The organism is Bradyrhizobium sp. P5_C12 (genome assembly GCF_054049735.1).
The window spans coordinates 14,578-38,852 of sequence record NZ_JBFULU010000052.1 but is presented as its reverse complement, the minus strand read 5'-3'; the positions used below and the strand labels follow the sequence as shown (position 1 = coordinate 38,852).

Genomic DNA, 24,275 nt, shown 5'->3' with positions numbered 1-24,275 from the left:
TTTTCAACGATGAGCTGACTATCGCCAATAAATCCGGTGCGGTCAGGCAAGCCATTGTGGATTCCCGCTACATGGGAATCCCAACGTATGCGGCGCAGCAATACGGCTATGTCGGACCACTATCCACCGATGGCGCAAGTGTCCTGGTGTTGCGGTCGGAGCTTGCGGCGAGCAACCTTGCTTATGTCGGTGGCCAGCTCGTGCGCGTGGCGGGAGTCGGCCTTTTCGGGCTGGGGGTCGGCTACGACATCTATAACGGTATCCAGGCGTATAAGGCCGGCGGTACAGAGTTCGGCCTCTTTCTCGGTACGACCGGCGTCACCTACGGCGGTGTGATCGCGGGCGGCACTTATGCATGGATAGCCGGTGCAACGCTTCCGGAAATCGCAACGGCGGCTGCATGGGGAAGTCTGCCGGGCGCGGTCATTGGCGGCGCCGTCGCGAACTACCAAGTGTACCAGTACCTCTGGTGGAAGGACCCGCAGTTTGCTGCGCGTCTCATGTACGCTGTGGCCGGGGACATTAAAGCGGCAGCCGAAGTGGATGTGCCGGGCAGTGCTTCCTATGTGCCGCCGAAGGACTGGCTTCGCGAACCCTTTGCGCCGCTCAAAACAACCGCGACTAACCGTTGGCCGGGTCTTCCCAACGACGATCTGAATGACGCCTTCGCCGCAGGGGGTGGGGATCCAGCCTGGATCCCCGGCGGAATCCCGCCTTCGTTCAACCCCAATCTGCCTGCCGTTCCCTATACCGCTGAGACGCAGTGGCTTTCCTCGGCGACAGCACTCCCGAGCCCGTCTCAGCAGAGTTCGGGTGGTTCTTCGATTCCGCTCAATCTCTTCAGTTCGGATCTGGGGCAGTTGCAGCCTGTCCTCCAGGTCAATCCCGCGGCGTCGAATTTCCAATTGGTCAACGGCAACGGCCAACCGTGGGCGCAAAGCGCCAGTTCGCAGACCGCCACGACCGGTCAGGCGACTGACGGCAAGTGGACCTACACGAACAATGTCCATCTCTCCTATACGTTCAACATTTTCGGAGGAAACCAATCGGCGGCTGAACCGGCAGCGCAGGGCGAGCTGACGCCCTTCACGGCGGAGATCGCCATCACCAATGCAGCCGCCAATCTCTTCGGGCCTGCTGCCGCCCCGGATCTCACCAGTGCGAATTGGGCGAACTCGGCTGTCGTCTACGTCCTGACCGCTGCAAACCAGCCGTCTGCGGATCCATGGGCCAACGCGCCACAGGGGCCGACAGGCCAGATCGGCGACGGCAACGGCATTGGCAATTGGGCCGACCCGCAAGCCCTCAATCCCACTCTGGTAAATCCGGCGGCTGCAAATCCGTGGACCACTGCCGCGGCAGCTCAGTTGACGACCGTTACGGCGAACGAGGTCACTGGCCAATCCGAGGGCGATATCACCGGCAACCCGGGCATCACCAGCGGGAGCTGGACCAACAACTTCAGTCTGACCGCTGTTTCGAACTTGTATCTCGGAAATCAATCGCCGCCTCCCGATCCGTTCGCCGCGATCCAGGGGTCGGAAAAGCTGACGGCCTTTACGGCGGACTATGCCTTTGCGCAGGCTGCCGCCGATCTGTTTGGTCCGCCGGAGACCACCGGCTCGCTCGGTCCCACCATTGTCTATGTTTCCAATTCAAATTCCGGCAACCAGCCGCAGCCAGATCAGCAGGCCAGCGCGCCGCGGGGATCAACCGGCCGGAACGATGACCGCGACGACATTGGCAATTGGGCGAACGGGCAAGTTCTGTTTTACGGGATCGCAAGCCAGTCCTCGACGTCCAATCCATGGGTGCAGGGCCAGTTCACTCAGGCCGAGGTGGACGTTGGCCAGTCCGACCAGGGTCCGTTGAGCTTTAGTTCAACGAACAACGTCAGCGTCAGCTATGAGTCCAGCACGACGATCGGAAACCTGCCGTCGTTCGGCTCGCGGTCCGTCACCGTAACCCAGGACTCGAACTTCCAGATCGGCGACGGCAACGGAATCAGCAATTGGTATGGCGCCGCGCACGCGCCCAGCAGCTACGGACTCGACGATTCGCGACTGCCGAGCAACCAGGGCGGTCTTGGCGACTATGGTTACTTTGCCGACAACCCGCTGGAGCCATCGGCGGAGTCCGGCAACATGTCGTACAGCGGCGCCGACGGCAGGTCGGTCTCGGGTACCTCGGGCTGGTACAACGGCATCACGGATTATTTGGGCAACCGGCCGGCCTCGAGCTACTATCCGTCGTGGGCGCCGGCCGGTTGGAATCTGTGGGGCTCAACCCCGCCCTCCGATTATTTTCCGCGGCCCCCGAACTTCGATTCGTTTGATTCATTCGACAGCTCGTTCGATTCCTTCGATTCATTCGACAGCTTCGACTCGTTCGATTCATTTGATTCCTTTGGTGGCGACGGCGGCGGCGGGGATGGCGGCGGCGGTGGAGATGGGGGTGGTGATGGAGGCGACGGCGGCGGCGGTGGAGACGGCGGCGGCGGTGGCGGCGGCAGTCCGATCGTCCTTGACCTGACCGGCAACGGAATTGCGATCACCCAGCTGGGGTCATCGAACCATTATTTCGACATGACCGGCGACGGCCTGCAGCATGCCACGGCGTGGGCCGGGGCAGGCAATGGCGTGCTGGTGCTCGACGCCAACAACGACGGCGTCATCAACCAGGCTAACGAAATCGAATTCACATTGTGGGATCCGACTGCCGGCTCGGACATGCAGGCGTTGCTCGATGTGTTCGATACCAATCACGACGGCAAGCTCGATTCCGGCGATACTGACTGGAGCCTGTTCAAGGTTCTCGTGACCAATGCGGACGGCACCACGCAGCTCGAAACGCTGGCGCAATTGGGCATCGCCTCGATCGACCTGACCTCGAACCAGCAGAAGATCGTTCTGCCCGACGGTTCTGCGATCCAGGGTCAGACCACCTACACCAGGACCGACGGCACCACCGGCACCGCAGCCGACGTCACATTTGCGTATGATTCCAACGGCTATGTCGTCGCAACGACGACGACACACAACGCCGACGGTTCGACCACGATCGACAACAAGGCGTCCTACACCGACGGCAGCCTCGCCAGGGAGACCGTCTCGACCACCAGCGCCGATGGCAACACCGTCACCATTACGAAGGATACCAATGGCGACGGCGTGATCGACAGCCGGCAGACCGACGTCCGGGTCGCGAATGCCGACGGAAGCACTACGCTGACGGTCACGAATTTCGATGCCGCCGGCAGCCACGTTCTCAATCGCACGGTCACCAGCACCAGCGCCGACCGCAATACCGTCACCATCGATCGCGATTCGACCGGAAGCGGATTCTTCAACCAGATCGAGGTCGATGCCAAGGATGCGTCCGGCAACCTGACCGTGACGGTCACCGATTACAATCCGGATGGATCGCTCAGGGATCAGGGCGTCACCACGACCAGCGCCAGCGGCCTGTCGAAGACCACGACGGTCGATTCGAACGGCGACGGCGTCGTTGACGAGACTGACACCGATCTGACCGTCATCAACGGCGACGGCAGCAAGACCGAAACGGTGTCGATCTACAATACCGACGGGTCATTGCGTGGCAGCATGGCCACGCTGACCAGCGCCGATCATCTGACCAAGACCATCCAGACCGACAGCAACGGCGACGGGGTTGCCGATCTCGTGCAGGTCGCAGCGATCGTGCTGAATGCCAATGGCAGCATGACAACGACCCAGCAGGACTTCGCTGCCGATGGCTCGCTGCGCGACAAGGTCGTCACCACATTGAGTGCGGACGGCTTGTCCAGGACGACCCAGGTCGATCACGACGGCGATGGCCAGTTCGACCTGACCACGACCGATGTGACGGTTCATAGTGCCGACGGCAGCATCACCGAGACCGTGACTGACCGCAACGCCGATGGGTCGCTGCGCGATCAGTCGGTCACCATCCGGAGCCAGAATGGCCAGACCCGAACCGTCGCGGCCGACACCATTGGTGCGGGGAGCATCAATTATACCGAGGCCGTTACGGCCGCGGCGAACGGGTCGAGCGTCGACACGGCTTCGTGGTTCAACCGTGACGGGTCGCTGAATTCGCAGACCACCACCACCACCAGCGCCGACGGGCTGTCGAAGGTCGTCCAGAGCGACATTGACGGCGACGGAACGGTTGACGCAACGCAGAACAACGCCACTGTTGTCCATGCCGATCACAGTTCGACCGTCACCCGGACCGATCTGAGCGGCAACGGCACGGTGCTGGATCAGACCGTGGTTACGACCAGCGTTGACGGTTTGTCCAAGACAACCCAGGTCGATGCCACCGGCGACGGCGTATTCGATCTGACCGAGAGCGATGTCACCGTCCTCAATGCCGATGGCAGCCGCACCGAGACGGTCACCGACCGCAATGCCGACGGTACGCTGAGGTCCAAGACGGTGACCACCGTCAGTTCCGACCGTCAAAGCAAGACGACGCAGATCGACGCGACCGGTAACGGCACCTACAACGAGGTCCAGGTCCTGGTCCGTCATGCCGACGGCAGTACCACGTCGACAGTGTCCGACTTTGCGGCCAACGGCTCACTGAGGGACCGGACGGTCACCACCACCAGCGCCAACGGATTGTCGACGACGACGCGGTTGGATGTGACCGGGTCCGGCGTCTTCGACCTGACGGAAACCGACGTCACCATCCTGAATGCGAACGGCAGCCACACCAGGACCGTCACCGACACCAGCGCCAGCGGCGCCCTGATCGATCGCACCGTCACCTCCGTCAGCGCCAACGGGCTGTCGGTGACGACGCAGCAGGATACGACCGGCACAGGCAGCTTCGATCAGACGCGCACCGACGTCATCTCTCTCAATGCCGACGGCAGCCGGACCGAGACCGTCTCCGATGTCAGTGCCAACGGTACGCTCGAGGACCGCACGGTCACCACGACCAGTGCCGATGGGCTGTCGGTCACCATGCAGCAGGACGCGACGGGGGCGGGCACGTTCAACGTGACCCGGACCGGCGTCACGGTGCTCAATGCCGACGGCAGCCGGACCGAAACCGTGACCGACCGCAGTGCGGACGGCACGCTGCTCGCTCGGGAAATTGTCTCGGCGAGCGCAAACGGCCTGTCGAAGACGATTCAGCAGGACAATAGCGGCGACGGGGTGGTCGATCACACCGAGACCGATGTGGTCACTGCCAACGGCAGCAAGATCGTGACGGTCGCCGATTTCAACGCCGACGGCTCGCTCAAGGACCGCATGGTCACCACGACCAGCGCCAGCGGTTTGTCGACCGTGATTCAACGCGATACCACCGGCTCAGGCCAGTTCACGGAAACCATCGACGACGTCACCGTCCTCGGTGTCGATGGCAGCCGAACCGAGACGGTCTCCGATCACAGCGCCAATGGTGCCTTGCTGGCCGAGACGGTGGTCACGACCGGCGCCAATGGGCTGTCGAAGACGACCCAGGTGGACAGCACCGGCGATGGCGTCTTCGATCGGACCGAGAGCGATGTCACGGTTCTCAATGCCGATGGCAGCCGCACCGAAACGGTGACCGATCGGAGCGCCAACGGCACCGTGCTGGCTGAGACGGTGGTCACGACCAGCGCCAATGGGCTGTCGAAGACGACGCAGATCGATTCGACCGGTGACGGCACCTTCAACGAGGTCCGGACCCGGATCCTGAATGCCGATGGCAGCACAACCTCGACCGTGTCCGACTTTGCGGCAGATGGCTCGCTCAGGGCGCGGACCGTCACCACGACCAGCGTCAACGGACTGTCGACGACGACGCAAATGGACGTGACCGGGTCCGGCAGCTTCAACCTGACGGAAACCGACGTCACCGTCCTGAATGCGAACGGCAGTCAGACTGAGACCGTCACGGATACCAGCGCCAATGGTACCCTGGTCGACCGCATCGTCACCACCACCAGCGCCAATCGGCTGTCGGTGACGACGCAGCAGGATACGGCCGGCACCGGAAGCTTCGACCAGACCCGCACCGACGTCACGGTTCTCAATGCCGATGGCAGCCGGACCGAGACCGTCACTGATGTCAGCGGCAACGGCGCGCTGGAGGACCGGACCGTCACCACGACCAGCGCTAACGGGCTGTCGGTCACGACGCAGCAGGATGCAACGGGATCTGGAATTTTCGACGCGACCCGTACCGACGTCACGGTTCTCAATGCCGACGGCAGCCAGACCGAGACGGTGACGGATCGCAGTGCCGACGGCTCGCTGCTGGACCAGGCGATTATCACGACGAGTGCCAACCATCTGTCGAAGACGATTCAGCAGGACGTCACCGGCGACGGCGTGTCCGATCACACCGAGACGGGCGTGGTCGCGGCCAACGGCAGCAAGATCGTCACGGTCGCCGATTTCAACATCGACGGCTCGCTCAAGGACCGCACCGTTACCACCACCAGCGCCAGTGGTCTGTCGACCGTGGTTCAGCGCGACCTGACCGGCTCGGGTAGTTTCACGCAAACCGCCAACGATATCATCGTCCTGAACGGTGACGGCAGCCGGACCGAGACGCTCACCAATCTGAGCGCCAACGGCACCGTGCTGACCGAGACGGTGGTCACGACCAGCGCCAATGGGCTGTCGAAGACGATCCAGCAAGACAGCACCGGCGATGGTGTCTTCGATCTGACCGAGCACGACGTCGCCGTGCTCAACGCCGATGGTAGCCAGACCAGGACGGTGACCGACAGCCATGCCGACGGCTCGCTGAAGTCGCAGACGGTGACGACGGTCAGTGCCGATGGTGGCACCAGCACCACGCAAATCGATTCGACCGGCGACGGCTATTACAACGAAGTCCGGACCGTGATCCGCAATGCCGACGGCAGCACCACGTCGACCGTGACGGACCGCAGCGCCAACGGCACGGTCGAAGGACGCACCGTCACCATCAGCAGCGCCAACGGACTGTCGGTGACCACTGAGGTCGACGTCACCGGATCCGGCAGCTTCAACCTGACGCGAACCGACGTCATCGCCCTGAACGCGGACGGCAGCAAGACCGAGACCGTTATTGCTCGGAGCGAAAATGGTTCGCTGGAGAACCGCGCCGTTACCACCACCAGCGCCAACGGGCTGTCGGTGACCACGCAACGTGATCGGGCTGGGGCCGGCAGCTTCGATCTGACCCGCACCGACGTCATCGTTCTCAATGCCGACGGCAGTCAGACCGAGACCGTCAGCGATGTCAGCGCCAATGGCACGCTGGAAGACCGCGCCGTCGTCACCACCAGCGCCAACGGGTTGTCGGTCACGACGCAGCTGGACGTGGCGGGGACCGGCACGTTCAACGACACCCGCACCGATGTTACCGTGCTCAATGCCGACGGCAGCCGGACCGAGACGGTGACCGACCGCAGCGCCAACGGTTCGCTGCTGGATCAGACGATTGTCACGACGAGCGCCAGCGGCCTCTCGAAGACGATTCAACAGGACGTCACCGGCGACGGCGTGTCGGACCACACCGAGACGGGCGTGGTTACGGCCAACGGCAGCAAGGTCGTGACGGTCGCCGATTTCAACACCGACGGCTCGCTCAAGGACCGCACCGTTACCACCACCAGCGCCAGTGGTCTGTCGATCGTGGTTCAGCGCGACCCGACCGGCTCGGGTAGCTTCACGCAAACCATCGATGACGACGTTGTCCTGAACGGTGACGGCAGCCGGATCGAGACGATCGCCAGTCACAGCGCCAATGGCAGCCTGCTGGCCGAGACGGTGGTCACGACCAGCGCCAATGGGCTGTCGAAGACGACGCAGGTGGAGAGCACCGGCGATGGCGTTTTCGATCTCACCGAGACCGATGTCATTGCCCTCAATGCCGATGGCAGCCGGACCAGGACGGTGACCGACAGCCATGCCGACGGCTCGCTGAAATCGAAAATTGTGACGACGGTCAGTGCCGACGGCGCCGCCACCACGATCCAGGTCGATTCGACCGGCGACGGCTATTACAACGAAGTCCGGACCGTGATCCGCAATGCCGACGGCAGCACCACGTCGACGGTGATGGACTGCAGCGCCAATGGCACGGTCGAGGGGCGCACCGTCACCACCACCAGCGCCAATGGATTGTCGATCATCACCCAAATCGACTCCACCGGGTCCGGCAGCTTCAACCTGACGCGAACCGACGTCACCGCCCTGAACGCCGACGGCAGCCGGACCAGGACCGTCAGCGACGTCAGCGCCAACGGCTCCCTGATCGACCGCATCGTCACCACCACCAGCGCCAACGGGCTGTCGGTGACCACGCAGCGGGATCAGGCCGGCGCCGGCAGCTTCGATCAGAGGCGCACCGACGTCACGGTTCTCAATGCCGATGGCAGCCGGACCGAGACCATCACCGATCTCAGCGCCAACGGTTCGGTCGAGGATCGCGCCGTCATCACCACCAGCGCCAACGGGTTGTCGGTCACGACGCAGCAGGATGCAGCCGGGTCGGGTACGTTCAACGACACCCGCACCGATGTTACCGTGCTCAATGCCGACGGCAGCCGGACCGAGACGGTGACCGACCGCAGCGCCAACGGTTCGCTGCTGGATCGGACGATTGTCACGACGAGCGCCAACGGCCTCTCGAAGACGATTCAGCAGGACGTCACCGGCGATGGGCTGTCCGATCGCACCGAGACGGGCGTGGTTACGGCCAACGGCAGCAAGGTCGTGACGGTCGCCGAATTCAACGCCAACGGCTCGCTCAAGGACCGCACGGTCACCACCACGAGCGCCAGTGGTCTGTCGACAGTGGTTCAGCGCGATCCGACCGGCTCGGGCCAATTTACCGAGACCATCAACGACGTCGCCGTGCTGAACGGTGACGGCAGCCGGACCGAGACGCTCACCGATCTCAGCGCCAACGGCAGCTTGCTGGCCAAGACGGTGATCACGACCAGCGCCAATGGACTGTCGAAGACGACCCAGGTGGACAACACCGGCGATGGCGTCTTCGATCGGACCGAGCTCGATGTCACGGTTCTCAATGCCGACGGCAGCCAGACCAGGACGGTGACCGACGGTCATGCCGACGGCTCGCTGACATCCAAGACGGTGACGACAGTCAGTGCCGACGGCGCCACCACCACGATGCAGATCGATTCGGCCGGTGACGGGTTCTACAATGAAATCCGGACCCTGGTCCGCAACGCCGACGGCAGCACCACGTCGACGGTCGTGGACTACAGCGCTAACGGCACGGTGGAGGGCCGCGCCGTCACCACCACCAGCGCCAACGGGCTGTCGGTCACCACCCAGGTCGACGCCGCCGGTTCCGGCAGCTTCAACCTGAAGCGAACCGACGTCACCGCCCTGAATGCCGACGGCAGCAAGACCAGGACCGTCAGCGATGTCAGCGCCAACGGCACCCTGATCGACCGCACCGTCACCACCACCAGCGCCAATGGGCTGTCGGTGACCACGCAACGGGATCGCACCGGCGCCGGCAGCTTCGATCAGACCCGCACCGACGTCACGGTTCTCAATGCCGACGGCAGCCGGACCGAGACCATCACCGACTTCAGCGCCAACGGTTTGGTCGAGGACCGCACCGTCATCACCACCAGCGCCAATGGATTGTCGGTCACGACGCAGCAGGATGCGGCGGGGGCGGGTACGTTCAACGACACCCGCACCGACGTCGTCGTCCTCAATGCCGACGGCAGCCGGACCGAGGCGGCCAGCGACTTCAATGCCAATGGATCGTTGAAGGACAAGATCGTCGTAACCACGAGTGCGGACGGCCGCACGGTTACGACGACGCGGGACCTCGACGGCAACGGCATCGCCGATCAAACCGAAACCGACGTCGTTGCCTCGAATGGCAACATCGTCAGGACCGTCGCCGATTACGGCGTCAGCGGCGCGCTTAAAGACCGGTCGGTTACCACCACCAGCGCCAGCGGTCTGTCGACAACGACCCAACGCGACACCACCGGATCCGGGGTGTTCACGCAAACCACCCTGGACGTCGTCGTGCTCAACAGCGACGGCAGCCGGACCGAGACCATCTCGGATTTGAATGCGAATGGCTCGCTGCGCGACAAGCAAGTGATCACGACCAGTGCCAACGGCCTGTCGAAGACGACGCAGGACGACACCACGGGGAGCGGCGTCTTCAACGTGACGGAGACCGATCTCACCGTGCTCAATGCCGATGGCAGCAGCATCGAAACGATCTCCCGAACCAATGCCGCCGGAACATTGACGCGCCGGGAAATCGAGACGATTAGCGCCGACGGCAAAACCGTATCGATGTCCCTGGACCTCAACGGCGATAGCGTCGTCGATCAGAACGTGACCACGGTCGTCAATCCCGACGGTAGCACGGTCGCCACGCTCACCGATTACGGCGCGACCGGCGCGCTCAAGGACAAGGCCGTCATCACCACGAGCGCCAACGGATTGTCGGTAACGACACAGCGCGACACCACCGGTGCCGGTTCGTTCAACCAAACCCGGACGGATGTCACCGTGCTCAATGCCGACGGCAGCCGCACCGAGACGGTCAGCGACTACAATGCCGGCGGTGCGCTGACGGACCGGACGGTGACCACCACGAGCGCCAATGGTCTGAGCGTGACCACGCAGTGGAATCTGACAGGGTCCGGGGTCAGTGCAAGCCAGACGGATGTGACGACTCTCAACGCCGACGGCAGCCGGACCGAGACGGTCACGACCCTGAACGCCGGCGGTTCGGTGACCTCCGCCAAGACCGAGACCACAAGCGCGAACGGCCTCAGTCACACCGTCGCATGGCTTTCCGGCACCGGTGCCGGTCAGACGTCAACCGATGTCACGGTCCTTGGTGCCGACGGTCGGCGCACTGAAACCGTATCGAACTATAAGGCCGGCGGCTCCCTGCTGTCGAAAACCGTCACCACGACCAGCGCGGACGGCAGAACCACGACCGTCGTTTCCGACACCAATGGCGACGGCTCTACCGATCAGAGCGAGACGATTTATTCGGCAGTCAACGCGGATCACAGCAAGACCAGTGTCATCGTCGATTACAATGGCAATGGCTCCGTCAAGGACGCCATGACCGCGACGACCAGCGCCGACGGTCGCACCGTCACCATCCAACGCGATGCGGACGGCAACGGCATCATCGATCAAACGCAGACCAGCGTGGCGGCCATTGACGGCAGCAAGACCGACACCTTCATCGACTACAGCCCGGCGGGCGCTGTCGAAGACCGGACGATCGTCAGCACCAGTGCCGACGGCCTGACCAGGACCACGCAGTGGGATTTTAGCGGCAGCGGAACCATTGGCCGTACGCGAACCGACGTGACCGTGAAAAATCTCGATGGCAGCACCACCGAGACCATTACCGATATCAACAGCGACGGCACGCTCCATCAGAAGGGGGTGCTGACCACCAGCGCCGACGGCCGGACCAGGACGCTGCAGGAAGATACCAGGGGGGCTGGCTACTTCGATCATACCGAAGTGACGACGATCGCCGTCGACGGCAGCTCGTCGACGATCACAAAAGATCTGACCGCCGGCGGCGCGTTGCTCGATCAGACCGTGACAACGGTCAGCGCCGACGGCTTCAGCCGAACCGTCGACGAGGATACCCACGGCACCGGGACCTATAATTATCACGCCGTCACCAACAAGAACATCGACGGCAGCTCGGTCACCAACGCCTACTATCTCAAGGCAAATGGTCAGGTCGCCGAGCGCATCGTGACGTCGATCGACGCCAATGGGCTTGTCACGACTGTCCAGATCGACAGTACCAACGCCGGCTGGTTCGACAGTATCGAAACCATCGTGACCCGGGCGGACGGCAGCACGGTGGCGACGACGCGCGAGCTCAATTCCGACGGGACGACGAAGAAGCAGTGGGTCACCAACACGACGGCTGACGGCACCACCACCACCGTTCTGGGGGCGGCACCGACCATCACCGGCACGCAGGCAGGCCAGCCGACCTCGTCGGAAGCGCCGGTCCATCCGTTTGCCGGCGTCACCATCGGTGACTCCAACGCCGGCGCGACCGACACGCTGACCATCACGGTGAGCGGGGCAGGTGGCACGCTGTCCGGCGCCGGCCTCACCCGTTTCGGCAACACCTACACCTTGACGGGGACGGCGGCCGCGATCACCAGCGCGCTCGACGCGCTCGTCTTCACCCCGACGGCCGGCCAGCCCAACACCTATGGCACCACCACCTTCACGCTGTCTGACAGCAGCACCGGCTACACGATACCGGCCTACAACAACCCGCTGACGACGCTGGCCACGTTCACCGGCGGCCCCAATGGCAAACAACCTCTCGCCGGCCTGATCGCGGATGCGGCGGGCAATCTGTTCGGCACGACATTTTTGGGCGGCATCGATGGCGACGTGTTCGAGATCACCAGGAACGGCAACGGCTACAGCAGCACGGCAACGGTGATTGCCGGGTTCAATAACATCGACGGAGCCACCCCCGCGGGCGGCCTGATCATGGACGCGGCAGGCAATCTGTTCGGGACGACCCAACAGGGCGGTGCGAACGGTCTGGGTACTGTGTTCGAAGTGACCAGGAGCGGCAACGGCTACAACACCATCCCGGTGGTCGTGGCCACGTTTAACGGCGCTAACGGCCAATCGCCCCAGTCCAACTTGGTCATGGATGCTGCGGGGAATCTGTTCGGGACGACAAATTTCGGCGGAGCCAACAACCTCGGTACCGTATTTGAAATCGTCAAGACCGCTGGCGGCTACAGCAGCACGCCGACGACCCTGGTGACGTTCGACGGCACCAACGGTTCTCGCCCCGGCTTCGGCGGCCTGGTCATTGATGCTGCGGGCGATTTGTTCGGAACGGCAGGGAACACCTTGTTCGAGCTCGTCAAGACCGCCGCCGGGGGCTACACGACGACGACCTTGGTGACGTTCGACAGCACGAGTGGCGATTCGCCTTCCGGCACCCTGCTGATGGATGCTGCGGGGAATCTGTTCGGGACGACAAGTTTCGGCGGAACCCACGGTGCCGGCACTGTGTATGAGCTCGTCAAGATCGGCAGCGGCTACAGCAGCACGCCGACGGTGCTGGCCTCGTTCAGCGGCTCGAGTGGTGCAAGGTCGTCCGGCCTGGTCATGGATGCGGCGGGAGATCTGTTCGGAACGACACAGCAGGGCGGAGCAAACGGCTACGGTACCGTGTTCGAGATTGCCAGGAACGGCAACGGCTACAACAGCACGCCAATCGTGCTGGCGACGTTCAACGGCGCCAACGGTCAATACCCCGTTGGCCTGATGATAGATGCGGCGGGCAATCTGGTTGGAACCACGTCTGCGGGCGGATCAAACGGCGACGGCGTCGTGTTCGAGATCCCAGTTGGGGCGGTGGCCGTCCCCACGGTCGACCGCACCACGACGGTGGTCAATTTCGATCCGCCGGTTCCGCCGACGGTGACGATCACCTCTGCGGCGGAGGAGAGCAAATACACGACCCGGATCATCGCCGGCAGGGTCACGTCGCCCGATGCAACGGTCGCCGGGCAGACCGTCACCTTGACGGACAACGGCGTGGTGCTGGGCACGGCAATTGTTCAAGCCAACGGGCTGTTCAGCGCGACCGTGACGCTGCCGAACCAGGGCGCCAATTCGATCGTTGCAACGGTGACCGACAGTCTCGGTCTCACCGGCAGCAGCGCTGCGGTGGTGGAGAGGGTCGACGTTCCACCGACCATCACGGGTACAACTGCCGGGCAGACGACCTCGGCACGGACGCCGATCAATCCGTTTGCCGGCGTCACCATCAGTGACTCCAATCTCGGTGCGACCGACACGCTGACAATCACGATGAGCGGGCTCGGCGGCACGCTGTCCGGTACCGGCCTGAGCCATTTCGGCAATACCTATACCCTGTCGGGAACCGCCTCTCTGATTACGAGCGAGCTCAACGCGCTTGTCTTCACACCCGCGGCCGGCGTGCCCAATACCAGCGATACGACGACCTTCACGCTGTCGGACGGCAGCTCGGCCTATACGTCCATGGCCTATGTCAGCCCGATGACGACGCTGGCCACGTTCACTGGCCCCAATGGCAATCAACCTATCGCCGGCGTGATCAGGGATGCGGCGGGCAATCTGTTCGGCACGACATTCATCGGCGGCGGCGGCATCGGCGAGATTTTCGAGATCGCCAAGAACGGCAGCGGCTACGCCAGCACGCCGACGGTGCTGGCCGGGTTCAACAACGTCAATGGAGCCACCCCTGCAGGCGGCCTGATCATGGATGCGGCCGGCAATCTGTTCGGCGCGACCCAACAGGGCGGCGCGAATGGCTTGGGCGGCGTGTACGAGCTCGTCAAGACCGGCAACGGCTACAGCAGCACACCGACGCTGCTGGCCGCGTTCAACGGCGCCAACGGACAATACCCCGAATCCAGCCTGATCATGGATGCCGCCGGAAATCTGTTCGGAACCGCAGCCTATGGCGGAGCCAATGGCTACGGCACGGTGTTCGAAATCGCCAGGAACGGCAGCGGCTACAGCAGCACGCCGACGGTATTGATGACGTTCGACGGGACCAACGGCAACCGCCCCGCTTTTGCCGGCCTGGTCATGGATGCAGCGGGCGACCTGTTCGGAACGACACAGCTCGGCGGTGCCAACGGAGGGGGGACCCTGTTCGAGATCGCCAAGACCGCCGCCGGCTACAGCACACCGACGGTGCTGCTTTCGTTCGACGGCGCGAGTGGCGGTTCGCCGTACGGCACCCTGCTCATCGATGATGCGGGGAATCTGTTCGGGACGACAACCTACGGCGGCGCCTACGGTCACGGCACCGTGTTTGAATTCGTCAAGAGCGGCAGCGGCTACAGCAGCACGCCGACGGTGCTGGTCTCGTTCAGCGACTCGGGTGGCGCAAAGTCCGGCCTGGTCATGGATGCGGCGGGCAATCTGTATGGCACCGCGCAGCGTGGTGGAGCCGACGGCAACGGGACCGTGTTCGAGATTGCCAAGACCGCGAGCGGTTACAGCAACACGCCAACGGTGCTGGGGACGTTCACCGGCGCCAACGGTCAATTCCCCATCGGCGCTCTGATGATCGATGCCGCGGGCAATCTGATCGGAACCGCCACGACGGGCGGCGCGAACGGCGACGGCGTCGTGTTCGAGATTCCCATCACGTCCGTGCCGGTCGCCACGGTGGATTCCACCACGACGGTGACCAACAGCAATCCCCCGGTGCCTCCGACCGTCACGATCACCAGCGCGGCGGTGGCCACCAATGTCGCGACGCAGACCATCACCGGCAAGGTCACGTCGCCCGACGCAACGGTCGCCGGCCAGACCGTCACGCTCACGGACAACGGCGTGACGCTGGGCACGGCGACGGTTCAGGCCAACGGAAACTTCAGCGTGACGGTCACGCTGCCGAACCAGGGCGCCAATTCGATCGTGGCGACGGTGACCGACAGTCTCGGTCTCACCGGCAGCAGCGCGGCTGTCGTGGACATGCTGGATGATGTCGCCCCGACGGTGACGATCACCAGCGCGGCGGAAGCAAGCAACGTCGCGGCGCAAACGATCACCGGCACGGTCGTCTCCGGCGGGACGGCGGCCGTGGTCGGCCGGACCGTGACGCTGAAGGACAATGGCGTGACGATCGGCACGGCGATTGTTCAGGCCAACGGCATCTTCAGTTCGACCGTGACGCTGCCGAACCAGGGCACGAACTCCATCGTCGCGACGCTCACCGACAGCTATGGCAATGTCGGCACCAGCGCGGCCGTGGTCGATACGCTCGACAATATCGCTCCGACCGTGACGATCACGAGCGCGGCGGTAGCGAGCAATGTCGCGACGCAGACCATCACGGGCACGGTCAGCCTGAGTGGCGCCGCGACGGTGGTCGGCCAGACCGTCACCTTGAAGGACAACGGCGTGGTGCTGGGCACCGCGACGGTTCAATCGGACGGGACCTTCAGCGCGACGGTGACGCTGCCGAACCAGGGCGCCAATTCGATCGTGGCGACCGTGAGCGACAGCTATGGCAATACCGGCAGCAGCACCGCTGTCGTGGACATGCTGGATAATATTGTCCCGACGGTGACGATCACCAGCGCGGCGGAAGCGAGCAATGTCGCCGCGCAAACCATCACCGGCACGGTCGTCTCCGGCGGGACGGCGGCGGTGGTCGGCCGCACCGTCACCCTGACGGACAATGGCGTGACGCTCGGCACGGCCATTGTTCAGGCCAACGGCAGCTTCAGCACGACCGTGACGCTGCCGAACCAGGGCGCGAATTCCATCGTTGCGACGCTCACCGACAGCTACGGCAACACCGGCAGCAGTGCGGCCGTGGTTGATACGCTCGACAATATCGCGCCGACCGTGACGATCACGAGCGCGGCCGTTGCCGGCACGATCGCCGTGCAGACGATTACGGGCACGGTCAGCCTGGATGGTGTCGGAACGGTGGTTGGCCGGACCGTCACCGTGACCGACAACGGCACGATGCTGGGCACCACGACGGTTCAATCGGACGGGACGTTCAGCGTGACGGTGACGCTGCCGAACCAGGGCGCGAACTCCATCGTTGCAACGGTGACGGACAGCTACGGCAACACCGGCAGCAGCGCTGCTGTCGTGGACCTGCTGGACAACATCGCCCCGACGATCGCCATCACCAGCGGGTCGGAAATCAGCAACGTGGCGGTGCAGACCATCACGGGCACGGTCGTCTCCGGCGGCACGGCTGCGGTGGTCGGCCAGACCGTCACGCTCACCGATAACGGCGTGCTGCTCGGCACGACGACGGTCCAAGCGAACGGGACCTTCAGCGTCACCGTGACGCTGCCGAACCAGGGCGACAATTCGATCATTGCCACTGTGACCGACAGCTACGGCAACACCGGCACCAGCGCGCCGGTGGTGGACACGCTCGACAACAGGGCCCCCGCGGTGACCATCACCAGCGCCGCGGTGGCGGGCAACGTCGCAGCTCAGACCATTACGGGCACGGCCGCTCCCGGCGGCGCGGGCGCCGTCGTTGGCCGAACCGTGACGCTTCTGGACAATGGCGTGGTGCTGGGCACGTCGACGGTGCAGTCGAACGGCACCTTCAGCCTGAACGTGACACTGCCGAACCAGGGCAGCAATTCGATCGTTGCGACCGTGACCGACAGTCTCGGTAACACCGGCAGCAGTACGGCCGTGGTCGACACGCTGGACAACATTGCTCCCACGGTGACCATCACCAGCCCGGCGGAGGCAAGCCGGGTCGCAACCCAGACCATTACCGGCACGGTCAGCCTGGGTGGTGCGGGGACGGTGGTCGGCCAGACCGTGACCTTGACGGACTATGGCGTGGTGTTGGGCACCGCGACCGTTCAAGCGAACGGAACCTTCAGCGCAACGGTGACGCTGCCGAACCAGGGTGCCAATTCGATCGTGGCGACCGTGACCGACGGCTACGGCAACACCGGCACCAGCGCGGCCGTGGTGGACGTGCTTGGCAGCGCCGCGCCGACCATCACCGGAACCATTGCGGCGCAAGCGACCTCATCGCAGATGCCGGTTCGTCCGTTTGCCGGTGTGACCATCGGCGACATCAACGTCGGCGCGACCGACACGCTGACCATCACGTTGAGCGGGGCGGGGGGCACCTTGTCCGGCACGGGCCTGAGCGGCTCGGGCAGCACCTATACTTTGTCGGGAACGGCGGCCACGATCACGAGCCAGCTCAACGCGCTCGTCTTCACGCCTGCGGTCGGTGCTCCCAACACGAACAACACCACCACCTTCACACTGTCGGACGCCAGCACGGGCTATATCAAGCCGGTGACCTTCGCCGCCTCGCCGACGGTGCTGGACTCCTTCACCAGCGCCACCACGGGCTCGGCCCCGGTAGCCGGCCTGATCACGGACGCGGCGGGCAATCTGTTCGGCACGACGGCGCTAGGCGGCGCAAGCAATGCCGGTACGGTGTTCGAGATCGTCAAGACCGGCAACAATACCTACAGCAGCACTCCGACGGTGTTGGCCACGTTCAACAACACCAACGGTACCAAGCCCTACGGCGGCATGGTGATGGATTCCGCGGGCAATCTGTTTGGTACGACGATGAGCGGCGGGGCAAGCACCCAAGGCACGGTGTTCGAAATCGTCAAGACCGGTGGTACCTATAGCAGCACGCCGACAGTGCTGACCTCGTTCACCGGCGCCAACGGGGCTTCACCGGAAGGCAACCTGATCATGGATGCGGCCGGCAATTTGTTCGGCACGACATACTCGGGCGGGGCCAACAATCTTGGCACGGTATTCGAAATTGCCAAGACCGCCGGCGGCTACGCCAGCACACCGACCGTATTGGTCTCGTTCAATGGCACCAACGGCAACAATGTCATCGCTGGCCTGTACATGGATGCGGCGGGAAATCTGTTTGGAACGACCGCAGCCGGTGGCGGAGCCAATCACTTTGGCACTGTATTCGAAATCGCCAAGACCGGCGGCAGCTACGCGAGCACGCCGACAACGTTGGCCTACTTCAGCAACACCGATGGGATGATGCCGGAAGGCACCTTGATCGCGGACGCTGCGGGCAATCTGTTCGGGACCACCTACCAGGGTGGGTCAAGTAGCGTCGGCACTGTCTTCGAAATCGTCAAGACCGGGAGCACCTACAGCAGCGCGCCGCTCGTGCTGGGCACGTTCACAGGCGCCRCCAACGGGAGTGGACCGCAGGGCCCCCTGGTGATGGATTCGGCTGGCGATCTGTTTGGAACGACATTGAATTCCGGGGCAAACAGCAGGGGTACCCTATTCAAGATTCCCAAGATCGGCAGCAGTTACGGCGCGCTGACGGTATTGACCGCGTTCACAGGCACCAACGGTGCGAACCCGGGCGGCGGATTGATGATCGATGCGGCGGGAAATCTGCTGGGAACGTCGGAGACGGGTGGCGCGAACAATGTCGGCGAGGTGTTCGAGCTTCTCGCGACGTCCACGACGCCGATCGCCACGGTGGACAGCACCACGACGGTGATCAACTCCGTTCCCGCAGTAGCCCCGACCGTCACGATCACCAGTCCGGCGGAGGCCAGCAAGACCGCGACCCAGACCATCACCGGCACAGTGACCTCGCCCGACTCGACCGTCGCCGGCCGGACCGTGACGCTGACCGACAATGGCGTGGTGCTGGGCACCGCAACGGTTCAGTCGAACGGCACCTTCTCGGCCACGGTCACACTGCCGAACCCGGGCACGAACGCGATCGTTGCAAGCTTCACCGACAGTCTCGGGCTGGCCGGCTATAGTGCGGCGACGCTCGACATTCTTCAGGTCGCGTCGACCATCACGGGGACCCATGCGGGGCAAGCGACCGTAGCGCAGACGCCGATCAATCCATTCGCAGGAGTGACGGTCGGCGACTTGAATATCGGTGCGACCGATACGCTGACCGTCACGTTGAGCGGGGCGGGCGGTACATTGTCGGGCGCGGGCCTGAGCGGTTCGGGCACCACCTATACCCTGTCCGGGACGGCGGCCGCGATCACGAGCGAGCTCGCCGCGCTCGTTTTCACGCCGAACGCCGGCCAGCCCAATACCAGCGGCACGACGACGTTCACGCTGTCGAATGTCAGCTCGAACTACACCACGCTGCCCGGATATGCGAGCACTCCGACGGTGCTGGCTTCGATGAACAGCACGGTTGGATCGAGCCCCAACGCTGGCCTGCTAAGGGATGCTGCGGGCAATCTGTTCGGAACCACACAAAGTGGCGGAGCAAGCGGTTCCGGCACCGTGTTCGAGATGGTCAGGACCGCTAGCGGTTACGGCGCGCCGATCGTACTGGGGTCGTTCACGAGTGGCACCGCCTGGAGCGGGCTGAACATGGACGCCGCAGGCAATCTGTTCGCCACTCCATATAGCGGCGGAGCCAATGGTTTCGGCTCCGTGCTCGAACTCGTCAAGAATGGCAGCAGCTACAACGCTCCGATCGTCATTGCCTCTTTCAACAGCACTGTCGGCCAGACCGCCTCGGGTAATCTGATCACGGACGCTGCGGGTAATCTGTTCGGCGTAACACTATCCGGGGGAACCAACAACAACGGCACGCTGTTTGAAATTGTCAAGACCGGGAGCACCTACAGCAGTACGCCCACGGTGCTGGCCTCACTGAGCACCGCCAATGGCACCTTCCCCTTCAGCGGGCTGATCATGGATGCTGCGGGCAATTTGCTCACGACAGCACAAAGTGGCGGAGCCAGCGGGTTTGGTTCCGTGATCGAATTCGTCAAGTCCGGCAGCACCTACAGCAGCACGCCGACGACGCTGGTCTCGTTCAACGGCACCAACGGGAAAACTCCGGAGAGTGTCCTGATCGCTGACGCAGCGGGCAATCTGTTCGGGACCACCTACACAGGCGGGGCAAACAACCTCGGCACCCTGTTCGAAATCGTCAAGACCGGAAGCACGTATAGCGGCACTGCGACGGTGCTGGTGTCGTTCAGCACAGCCACTGGCTCCAACCCCTCTGGCAGCCTGGCCATGGATGCCGCCGGCAATATTTTCGGAACGACGAGAAGCGGCGGCGCATACGGCGCCGGTACCGTGTTCGAGATCGTCAAGACTGCGGGCGGCTACAGCAGCACGCCGACGGTCTTGACCTCGCTCAACACGCCTACCGGTTCATTCGGTGTCAATCTGGTGATCGATGCCGCGGGCAATCTGGTGGGGACGACATCGTCGGGTGGAGCAAGCGGCAACGGCGTGGTGTTCTCGCTGCCTATTGCTCCTCCAACGCCGATAGCGACGGTCGACAGCACCACGACGGTGATCAGCTCGACGCCTCCGGTCCCCCCGACCGTCGTGATCACGAGTCCGGGCCAGGCCGGCAACCTCGCAAGCCAGACGATTACCGGCACGGTAAGCTCCGACGCTGTCGTCGCGGGTCAGACCGTGACCTTGACGGATAACGGCGTGACACTGGCCACGGCGACGGTTCAAGCGAACGGGAGCTTCAGCGCGACCGTGACGCTGCCGAACCAGGGCGCCAACTCGATCATGGCAAGCGTGACGGACGGCGCCGGCTTGACCGGCTCCAGCGCGACGGTCGTGTTCACGCTGAACAACACGGCCCCGACGGTGACCATTACCAGCGCGGCGGAAGCGAGCAACGTCGCGGCGCAGACGATCACGGGCACGGTTGCCGCGAGCGGTACGGCGACCGCGGTCGGCCAAACCGTGACCTTGACGAGCAACGGCACGGTCGTGGGGACGGCAACCGTTCAGTCGAACGGGACCTTCTCGGCGTCGGTCACGCTGCCGAACCAGGGCGCCAACGCGATCGTCGCGATCGTGACCGACAATTTCGGCAACACCGGCAGCAGTGCCCCCTTGGTCGACACGCTCGATAGCGTCGCGCCCACGGTGACTCTCAGCGGAGCGGAGGCGAGCAAGAATGCGTCACAGACGATCACGGGCACCGTGACCTCCGGTGGCGCGGCGACGGTGGCCGGCCAGACCGTGACCCTGACGGACAACGGGGTGATGCTGGGGACGGCGACGGTCCAGTCGAACGGGACTTTCAGCGTTGCCGTGACGCTGCCGAATGCGGGCGCAAACGCGATCGTCGCGACGGTGACGGACAGCTTCGGTAACATCGGAACAAGTGCGGCGATGGTGGACACGCTCGGCAGCGTTGCGCCGACCATCACGGGCGCACACGGCTCGACGACCACGTCGCAGGCGCCGGTCAACCCGTTCGCCGGAGTGACCATCGGCGACTTGAACCTCGGTGCGACCGATACGCTGACCATCACGCTGAGCGGCGCGGGCGGCACGTTGTCGGGCACGGGCCTGAGCGGCTCGGGCAGCACCTATACCTTGTCGGGAACGGCCGCGGCGATCACCAGCGCGCTGAATGCGCTCGTCTTCACGCCGCTCGCCGGCCAGCCCAACACGAGCGCCACCACGACGTTCACGCTGTCGGATGCCAGCAACGCCTATGGAACTCCGCTGACCTATGCCGGCGCGCCGACGGTGCTGGCATCGTTCAACAACGCGAACGGATATCACTCCCAAGCTGGTCTGATCATGGACGCTTCGGGCAATCTGTTTGGAACGACAACGAATGGTGGAGCGAACGGCGTCGGCGAGGTTTTCGAACTCGCCAAAACCGGTAGCACTTACAGCACGACGCCAACCGTGTTGACCTCGCTCAGCAACGCCTTCGGATCTTACGCCGATGGTGGTCTGATCATGGATGCGGCTGGAAATCTCTTTGGAACGACGGTCCAAGGCGGCGCGAGCGGCAACGGCATCGTCTATGAACTCGTCAAGAACGGCAGTACCTACAACACGGCGACGACCGTGGCTACGTTCAACGGCACCAACGGCGCCGGTCCGCGGGGCAGCCTAATCATGGATGCTGCGGGCAATCTATTCGGGACGACGGGCACCGGCGGAGCCAGTGGCCAGGGTAATGTGTTCGAGATCGTCAAAAGCGGTAGCAGCTACAGCGGCACGCCGATATCATTGGCGTCCTTCAATATCACCAATGGCTGGTTGCCCTACAACGGCTTGATTATGGATGCTGCGGGCAATTTGTTTGGTACGACAGAAACCGGCGGAGCAAACAGCAAGGGCGTTGTTTTTGAAATCGTCAAGAGTGGCAGCGTTTACAGCAGCACACCGACAGTACTCACCTCATTCACCGGAAGTGATGGCCAAAATCCCTACAGCGGCCTGATCATGGATGCGGCCGGCGATCTCTTTGGAACGACCTATGGTGGCGGGGCCAACGGATACGGTACGGTGTTCGAAATCGTCAAGACCGGTGGCAGCTACAGCACCACGCCGATCACGCTGGCCAGTTTCAACAGTTCGAATGGTGCAAATCCGACGAACGGTCTGGTCATGGACGCTGCCGGCAATATCTTTGGAACGGCAACTAACGGCGGGGCAAACGGTTATGGCACGCTGTTCGAGATTGCCAAGAGTGGGAGCGGATACAGCAGCACGCTGACCGTGCTCAGTTCGTTCACCAACTCCAATGGAAGCAATCCTGCATCAAGCCTGTACGTTGATTCAGCTGGCAGCCTGTTCGGTACGACCTACGCCGGCGGCGCCAACAGCAATGGCGTAGTGTTCGAGCTTGTGGCAACCCCCGCAGTGCCGATCTCGACCGTCGATACGACCACGACGGTGATCAATTCATCGCCGCCCGTACCGCCGACCGTGACCATCACCAGCGCCGTCGTAGCGGGCAAAACAGCAACCCAGACCATCACCGGGACGGTCATCTCGCTCGATGCAACGGTCGCCGGCCGGACCGTGACGCTCACCGACAACGGCACGGTGCTGGGGACTGCGACGGTGCAGGCGAACGGCAGCTTCTCGCTGTCGGTCACGCTGCCGAACCAGGGCGCCAATGTGCTCGTTGCGAGCGTGACGGACAGTCTTGGCCTGACCGGCAGCAGTACGGCCGTGGTCGATACACTCGACACCATCGCTCCGAGCCTGGCCATCACCAGTGCGCCGGTGCCGAGCAACACCGGGGTGCAGACCGTTTCCGGCACCATTGCCACGGGCGGCACGGCGGCGGTGGTCGGACAGATCGTGACCTTGACGGACAATGGCAACGCGCTGGGCACGGCGGTCGTGCAGTCCAACGGCACCTTCTCGACGTCGGTGAAACTGCCGAACCAAGCCAACAATGCGATCCTTGCGAGCGTGACCGACAGCTACGGCAACACCAACAACACCTACCTCGCGACCACGGGCAGCGGTCAGATCACGATCGCAGCCCAGGCGGGCAAGACCAACGATCTCGATTTCACCGGAGGCATTACCGACCAGAACCTGTGGTTCCTCCAGTCGGGCAACGACCTGAAAATCGACATCCTGGGAACCAGCACAAGCGTGACCGCAACGGGCTGGTTCTCGAACAGCGCCAACCAGTTCCAGGAAATCACGGCCGCGGGCCTCAACATCGATAGCCAGGTGTCGCAATTGGTGCAGGCGATGGCGTCCTATTCGGCGAGCAACCCGGGCTTTGATCCGACCTCGCCGGGCAACACCGCCGCTCCAAACGATGCGAGCCTGCAAAACGCGATCGCGACGGCATGGCATTCTTGACGAGCGTGTTGAGCAGCATCTCATGTCGTGATTTTCTGCATTGCAGTTTCGCGATTCCTCGCTCGCTGGAGCCCGGCGAGTGACGAGGATGTCGATGAGAACGCCAGCCCCGGCGATCCAGGAATCGCTTTTGCC

The 24,275-nt window shown here is 63.6% G+C and carries 1 protein-coding gene; it reads left to right on the top strand.

Features of this window, described 5'->3' with window-relative positions:
• Positions 1 to 71 precede the first annotated feature (71 nt).
• Positions 72 to 24,140, top strand: a complete 24,069-nt coding sequence (locus ACXJMY_RS31870) for a choice-of-anchor tandem repeat GloVer-containing protein (RefSeq protein ID WP_456623309.1) — start codon at positions 72 to 74, stop codon at positions 24,138 to 24,140.
• Positions 24,141 to 24,275: the final 135 nt, after the last annotated feature.